We start from the raw sequence: 6,967 nt of genomic DNA, 5'->3' as shown, positions 1-6,967 counted from the left end.
GGTTTTTATGTGATCTAAGCCAATAACGTCCGGCATGCCACAACGCCCGGGTCCACCCTGCTGAGAAACCAGCTTTTGTATCAATAAACTGCATCCCGGAAAGAGAAGGGGGCGGACCATGGCAGGCGTTTGGAAGGCGTATAGCAGATCTGAGCATTTACTTACCTTGCCGGAGTGTTTTTTTGGCGGATAGTATTCGACTGGCTCCCATCGGATACTAAGCGGGCACTGAGCTGCGAAATGCATCAGGATTTCGGAGCGAATGCCCGCGTGCCGCCAAAAAGCGCTCTGGGAAGGTTAGAAAATGCCAGTTCTGCGGTAAGCCTTCCAAACGCCTGCCATGGTCCGCCCCCTTCTCTTTCTGTACACTACCTACATCTACAAAGCGTCATTCCTCAGCTAAACCCCAATATATTAAACCCGCAGGGAGTCTCAACTTTATCCGGGTCAAATTTCCCACAAAGTGTGACGCACAGCTGCCAGAAAGCTATTTTAAAACAAGCTCTAGTATTTTTTTATTATTTTTGGTATGATAATACCCTGCCGCAAAAAACAAGTAATTGATTATATAACTAGAGGAGGTTAGACGATGGATCAGGAACAGCAGCATTTACAGGAATGTACCCAGATTATCAAAGACAATATTGCATTATATGAAGAGCAGGTGCAAAACAGCCGCCGGGAAACAGATGAGTTGTACATTGCCATTCAGCAGGGAGATACTGAGCTTTATGATCAGTTGATTGTAAGTCAGGACATTACCACTCATGCAGCAAATTCACTGCGTAAGAACCGCGCGGCTCTGGAAAAGCCTTATTTTGGACGAGTGGATTATGAAGAAATTGAGTTTGCCAAACCGGAAAGCATCTACATAGGCAAAAATGGTATCAGCCGAAACAAAACAGAGATTATCATCGTGGATTGGCGTGCTCCTATTTCCAGCGTCTACTATGAAAATACACTGGGCAGAGGAAAATATCATGTACCGGAAGTCGGTGACATCGAAATCGACCTTAAGTTAAAGAGAACCTTTGATATCGTACAAGGTAAGCTGACAGGATTCTATGATAGTGATGTAGCATCCAATGATGAGCTTTTAGTCAAATACCTTGCCAAAAATAAAGATGTTGTACTGGGTGATATTATCGCTACCATCCAAAAAGAACAAAATGAAATAATACGGGATACTCCTTTTACGGATATTATTGTCCAGGGAGTAGCCGGAAGTGGAAAAACGACGGTTGCCATGCACCGGATTTCCTATATTTTATACAACTATGCACACCGTTTTTCCCCTGAGGAATTCTGTATTATAGGAAGCAATGATATGCTCCTGAGCTATATTACAAGTGGTCTTCCGGAACTGGATGTATCCGGTATCGGTCAGAAGCGAATGGATCTTTTCCTGATTCACCTGCTGGATAAAGACTGGAAGAAAAAATTTAAATATATTACCATGAAACCTCAGTCCGCTTTCAAGAGTAAATTAGATTTTATCTACCGTTTGGGTGACTATCTCAAAAAAATAGAGTATCAGTCCATCCCATGCAAAAGTATTAAAGATCCAGCCCTGGGGGTAATACTCTCCGCTGACGGTATCCGTTCGGCTCTAAAGCTCAGCCGGGGATTGTCCCTGAAACAAAAACTGGCCCAGCTAAATGACAGGCTGAAGAACAGAATCCGGCTGTTAACAGATGGACCCAAAAAAGTTTATCGTTCAAAAAAGCTATCGCAGTACCGCAATTATTTCAAATGGGAAGCCGAAGCAAAAACTCCTCTTGCCATTTATATTAACTTTTTGATTTCTTATGAATCGGATAAAAACACCCTGGATGTGGATTCCACGCTGGCGGATATTCAAAATGAATCTTTTGATATCTATGATCTTGCTGCTATGGTATTTATTCGAAAACGGATGACAGAGGCAAAGGCTTCTGATGAATACGGACAGATTATCATTGATGAAGCCCAGGATTTTGGCCCAATGATTTATTATGTATTAAGAAATGCACTTCCCGACTGCTACTTCACCATTATGGGGGATGTTTCCCAGAATATAAATTATACAACCGGAATGAACAGCTGGGATGAGCTTTGCAATGAAGTATTTGACCCGGAAAAAGAACATTTCCGGATTCTTGCCAAGAGTTACCGTAATACCATTGAAATCTCAGAATATGCCGGTAAGGTATTGGATAAAGCATCTTCGGGAGCTTACAAAATACAGCCGGTTATCCGGCATGGATCACCCGTCGAGCTGTACCGCTGTCCACCATCGGAAATGGCCGGGCAGGCAGTAACCATAATAAAGGGAATTCAGGAACGGGGATTTGACACCACTGCAGTTATCTGCCGCACCCCGGAAGAAGCACAGAATGTTGAACATCTTCTGGCTGAACAGATTGCAGTTGAAAAAGGTACCGAGATGAACTTTCAAAAAGGTGTCATGGTTCTTCCGATTGCACTTACCAAAGGTCTGGAATTTGATACTGTTTTACTCTGGAACCCGGATACCGAAAATTATCAGGAAAATGAAGGTGATGCAAAGCTTCTTTATGTGGCAATTACACGTGCCCTCCATGAATTGCATATCCTCTGCCATGGAGAATTATCGGATTTGTTTAAATAGATTTAGTTCTTCCAATAACGTCCAGCATACCATCCCCCCCGGGGTCACACCATGCTGAGAAAACCAGCTTTATATCAATAAACTGCATCCCGGAAAGAAAAGGGGGCGAACCATGGCAAGCATTTGGAAGGTGTATAGCAGATCTATGCATTTACTTACCTTGCCCGCGTGCAGCCAAATAGCACTCCGGGAAAGTTAGAAAATACCAGTTCTGCGGTAAGCCTTTCAAACGCCTGCCATCTGTACGCCCCCACTTTGCGGCATATTTGCCCCGAATTCAGGTTACGTAGCCCGCTACGCGCCATACATCCGGGACAAATCTCCCACAAACTGTGACGCACAGCTGCCAGAAAGCAATTTTAAAACACGCTCTAGAATACCTTTATATATTTAAATTCCAGTTTTTCCGCTCCTGAAAGTCTTAGATAAACAATTTTACAAACTTTCTCATACACTTCCCTTACGAACCTGGTATCTTCAGAACTAATTACACCGTCACCATAATTAGCCTGCATTACAAGATCCATAGCCCTTGCAAATTCATTGGGGTCAATTCCATCAAATCTCTGTATGACTTCCTTTACAAATTCCGGCTCTGTTCCGTCGTATTTTTTTGGAAGTCCTCCAAGCACCATGACATCATACATCGATGCAAAAATACCTCTTACATCTTCTGCTGCCCTTCTTTTTAATATCAGGCTTCTGCGAATCATAATCACAGCTAAGATCATGGCTGCAGCTGCAGCTGCTAAAATAGCCATCAAGGAAACTCTGCCGGTCATACTATCCGTGAAAAATCCATTGGTATTCGCTGACTCTGTCTGAACTTCAGTTTTCAGTTCCTGCCTGCCTTCAGTCTGTACTGTTTTCTTCTTTTCACTTTGTGCTTCCGACTGAGGCGCCTCTGTCTGCTCCTCAGTATTACGGTTTACGGCTCCAGCATATCCCGGTGTTGCTTCTACCGGCATCCAGCCTTCCCCGTCCACGTATATCTCCGCCCATGCATGCGCTTTTTCGTCTTTGATATGAGCTTCGTATTCACCGTCTGAATTAATAGTAAACTCAGATGCAGGTGCGATGTATCCTGCTGCATACCTGGCAGGAATTCCATACATCCGGAACATCAGCACTGCTGTTGTTGCAAAATGTACACAATATCCTTCTTTTCGTTCAAATAAAAAATACTCAGCGAAGTCTTTATTAGCCGGACATTCACCAGGCTGAAGATTATATTTCGCATTTCCGGTCAGCGTTGTAACGATAAAATCCCGTATTTCATTCACATCCGTCATGGGATGGGATTCACATAATGCAGCAAGGTTTGTCAGCCGCTCCGCCGGATACGAGAGATATTTCCCATATGCATAATCCCTGTATTCACCTGACAATGGGCTAAAATCTGATAAGCTCACATAGCCATTTGCACTGATAAGCTGTTCATAACTCCCTCTTTCATAAAAAGAAAACGCTGCTTCATTCTTTGTCGCTGACTCCTGCCGGGATATATATGGTGCATATTCTTCCTCCGAAGATGCTCCCCGTTTTTCGACCAAGATCATCTGTTTTACATTTTCATCGGCTTCTTCCTCCAGCATTGATGCCATTTGAAACGGCTGTTCATAATACTCACGCCTTACATCTTCCGGTGTGCCCATTCCTGCGTCAGTAAAAAAAGAAAGATCGTCATCCTCAGACCAGCGGCTTCCCGTATACTCGTCACCCGTATATCCCTTCAAGTAAATCGTCTCGCCCGGAGCCCGATATAAGGTTAACTTCAAAGCTTCTTCTCCGGTAAAATAGACGTTCCCGCCTAATTGTCCGCTGTCAATCTGACCTGCGCCCGACATGCTGATCCGAAGCTTTGGGAACATATTCCGGACGGTCTCCACCAGTGAATTATTCTGGACAAATACTCTTGCTTCTTTCACCTGTGTATTTAGCTTCTCCATTTGCGGGTTGAGAATCAGATAAGAAATTCCAAAAAGTGATACCGCAGCGACACCCATAAATAAGGCACTGTATCCTATCACCCCATTTCGGTAATACTTTGGCACGATGACCTTGGCTTTTCGAAGAGAAAATTCTCCTCTCCCCATGGTAAAAGCTCCTACATAACAAAACAGAAGCAGGCACATGGACCAAAAGGATGGAACCAGCCCCACCATCATAGCACCCGCCGTAGGTAGAATTGTCCCCATAAGAACCAGCATTCGGCTTTTCACAGCCACCAGCCCTAAAAAAAGCGTCACGCCAAATAAAATCATGACCAGCATCAGGATCTGCGTTGTATCATTTCCAAGCAGGGGATTTGTACTGTACGGATCCAGTTCCATTACAAAATATCTGTTTGCCGCCTCCCGGATAGCATTCATAACGATCAGCGACTGATTCTTCAGTTCCTCAGCATGCCAGTATGCCCAGGCACAGGCGCATATCAGAGATATTGGAATTAACATCCTCATGTATTTTCCTGTAAAGTAAAATACCCACAGCAGCAATCCTATTACAAGAATTCCCCAAAACATTGTATTTTCTCCAAACTCTACCCGAAATGAAGTTATAAAAGAATAAAATGTACCATACAAGCCAGCCTGAAAGAATAAAAATAGCACAATAAAACTAAGCCCATGTACCTTCGTCCTGGGTGCAATCACTGTTACCTTTTCTGCTTTTAAATCAATTCCCGTTTTTTTCTCTGATCTATTCATAATTTATCATTCTTCAATCCGTTTGTCTGCTACCAACGAATTGCCTCTATACCTGAAGGAAATAACCCTCCAGCTGCGACTTTATATCCTCTTTTAAAAATTGCGCACGAGCCTCTCCATTCATAATTAACTGCAGGTTCCCATCCAGCATCATAACCGTACTAAAATTTCCTCCCGGATATTCCGCTCTATATCCAGCCTCCATATCATAGGATTCAAAATAGAATACTGCAGTCAGTAGTTCTTCCATCATCTCATAAAAGGATTCCTCATTCTCAACCTGCTTTCTGACAAGCTCATTATGAACTTTATCATACCAGGCCACATAATGAGGACATTCTTCCCGGGCCAGGGCATTTGACAGGGAGACAGCAGTTTCTAAAAATGCATTCATCTGATCCAGCATCTGCCCCTTACTGCTCTCCCAATAGAAATTCAACAGAAACAGGATTTTGCAGCCCTTTGGCATACTGAATTCCTTTGTCATCAATTCATCCGTTCTGGCACTTAATTTCCAGTGCACCCTCTGTAGAGTGTCCCCGTTTCGGAATTCTCTCACCTGATAAATCTCTGAAGGATCATCTCCGCTTCTGTGTGTCTCATACTCCTCGCCTTCAACCGGAAAACGTCTGGTTCGTTCACTGACCTCTGCTTCTATATGGTGCACCGCCGGTAGTATATTCACCTGAATCTTCTCCTGCATTTTTCTCTTTCTGGAAAACAGCATCAGATAGTCATAAACTTTGATCCGCTCAAGCATTATCTGAACCTGACCACAATAGCGGGAACTGATACTGCACTGGATCCTTACCTCACTTGATCCCTGTACCGCACCCTTCACCCTTTCTTTTTCCCCGTGTCCGGAAAATCCGTTGCTTAAAACCAGCTTCATAACTATATGATTTACCGGCAGCCAGCAGTTATTTTTAACATAAATCTCCACCGGAATCATTTCTTCCTTGGATGCAACCGGTCCCTTTACCTCCAGGCGTATGCTGATTCCATATGCAAGCATCCATGACATCAGAAACATAGCCGTGGCAAACAGTACCTCAAAAAGCATCAGAATCAGAAGAAATTTTCCGTCATACATAATGCCGAAGAAAACCGTAGCTGCCAGAACCAGAAGATAAATAATTTTATTTTTCATGCATTAACCCTACTTCCTTTTCGGCGTCGGCTTTGGTACCTTTTCCAGAATTTCATCCATTACACCTTCGGTGGTTACATGATTAACCCTTGCCCTGGCATTTAATTTGATTCGGTGCATGCTTACATCCTTCAGTACGGCACAGACATCATTTGGAGTCACATAATTTCTCCCCTCCAGATAAGCCGCTGCCCTAGCCATACGCGTTACCGCTATTGTCCCTCTCGGGCTGACCCCAAGCTCCAGAAATGGATGCTCCCTTGTAGCTGCAATCAATTTCGCTATATAAGTATAAATGACATCATGGATAAAGACCTGTTCTGTCTCCTTTTGCATCTGTACCAGCTCCTGAGCCTGAATAACCGGAACAATATTTTCAATGGGGTTTCCTGAACCTCTGTCCTTCAGAATCGCAATCTCATTTTCCACATCAGGATACCCCATCGTCATACAGATCATGAACCTGTCCAGCTGTGATTC

General features: G+C 43.6%; 5 protein-coding genes and 2 pseudogenes. 3 read left to right on the top strand and 4 right to left on the bottom strand.

What is annotated here, in order from left to right; genetic code table 11:
- Positions 1-233: 233 nt before the first annotated feature.
- The 3 genes and pseudogenes from RHS_RS32120 to RHS_RS32115 form a co-directional block, all read left to right on the top strand.
- Positions 234-533: a DUF6783 domain-containing protein gene (locus tag RHS_RS32120; protein WP_395023592.1), complete on the top strand. Its 300-nt coding sequence runs from the start codon at positions 234-236 to the stop codon at positions 531-533.
- A gap of 56 nt (positions 534-589) precedes the next feature.
- A complete protein-coding gene (locus RHS_RS27035; RefSeq protein ID WP_052430945.1) occupies positions 590-2,629 on the top strand; it encodes an ATP-binding domain-containing protein in 2,040 nt (679 codons plus the stop codon).
- A gap of 238 nt (positions 2,630-2,867) precedes the next feature.
- Positions 2,868-2,945, top strand: a pseudogene (locus tag RHS_RS32115) (DUF6783 domain-containing protein); the annotation flags it as partial.
- Here RHS_RS32115 and RHS_RS32110 read toward each other — a convergent pair.
- The 4 genes and pseudogenes from RHS_RS32110 to RHS_RS27020 all read right to left on the bottom strand — a co-directional run.
- A pseudogene (locus RHS_RS32110) lies at positions 2,925-2,987 on the bottom strand (hypothetical protein); the annotation flags it as partial. The pseudogenes RHS_RS32115 and RHS_RS32110 sit on opposite strands and share 21 nt — an antisense overlap.
- Positions 2,988-3,000: 13 nt before the next feature.
- Positions 3,001-5,337, bottom strand: coding sequence for a transglutaminase family protein (locus tag RHS_RS27030; RefSeq protein ID WP_027295159.1), 2,337 nt, complete (start codon positions 5,335-5,337; stop codon positions 3,001-3,003).
- 46 nt (positions 5,338-5,383) lie between these two features.
- Positions 5,384-6,487 carry a DUF58 domain-containing protein gene (locus RHS_RS27025; RefSeq protein ID WP_027295160.1) on the bottom strand — a complete coding sequence of 368 codons (1,104 nt, stop codon included), beginning with the start codon at positions 6,485-6,487 and terminating at the stop codon, positions 5,384-5,386.
- Positions 6,488-6,496: 9 nt separating this feature from the next.
- Positions 6,497-6,967 (bottom strand): hypothetical protein (locus tag RHS_RS27020; RefSeq protein WP_047834927.1); only part of this gene is annotated, 471 nt, incomplete at its 5' end.

Source organism: Robinsoniella sp. RHS (genome assembly GCF_001029355.1).
GTDB lineage: Bacteria > Bacillota > Clostridia > Lachnospirales > Lachnospiraceae > Robinsoniella > Robinsoniella peoriensis.
Note: the sequence above shows the minus strand (reverse complement) of the source record. Positions and strands in the feature narration are given on the sequence as shown.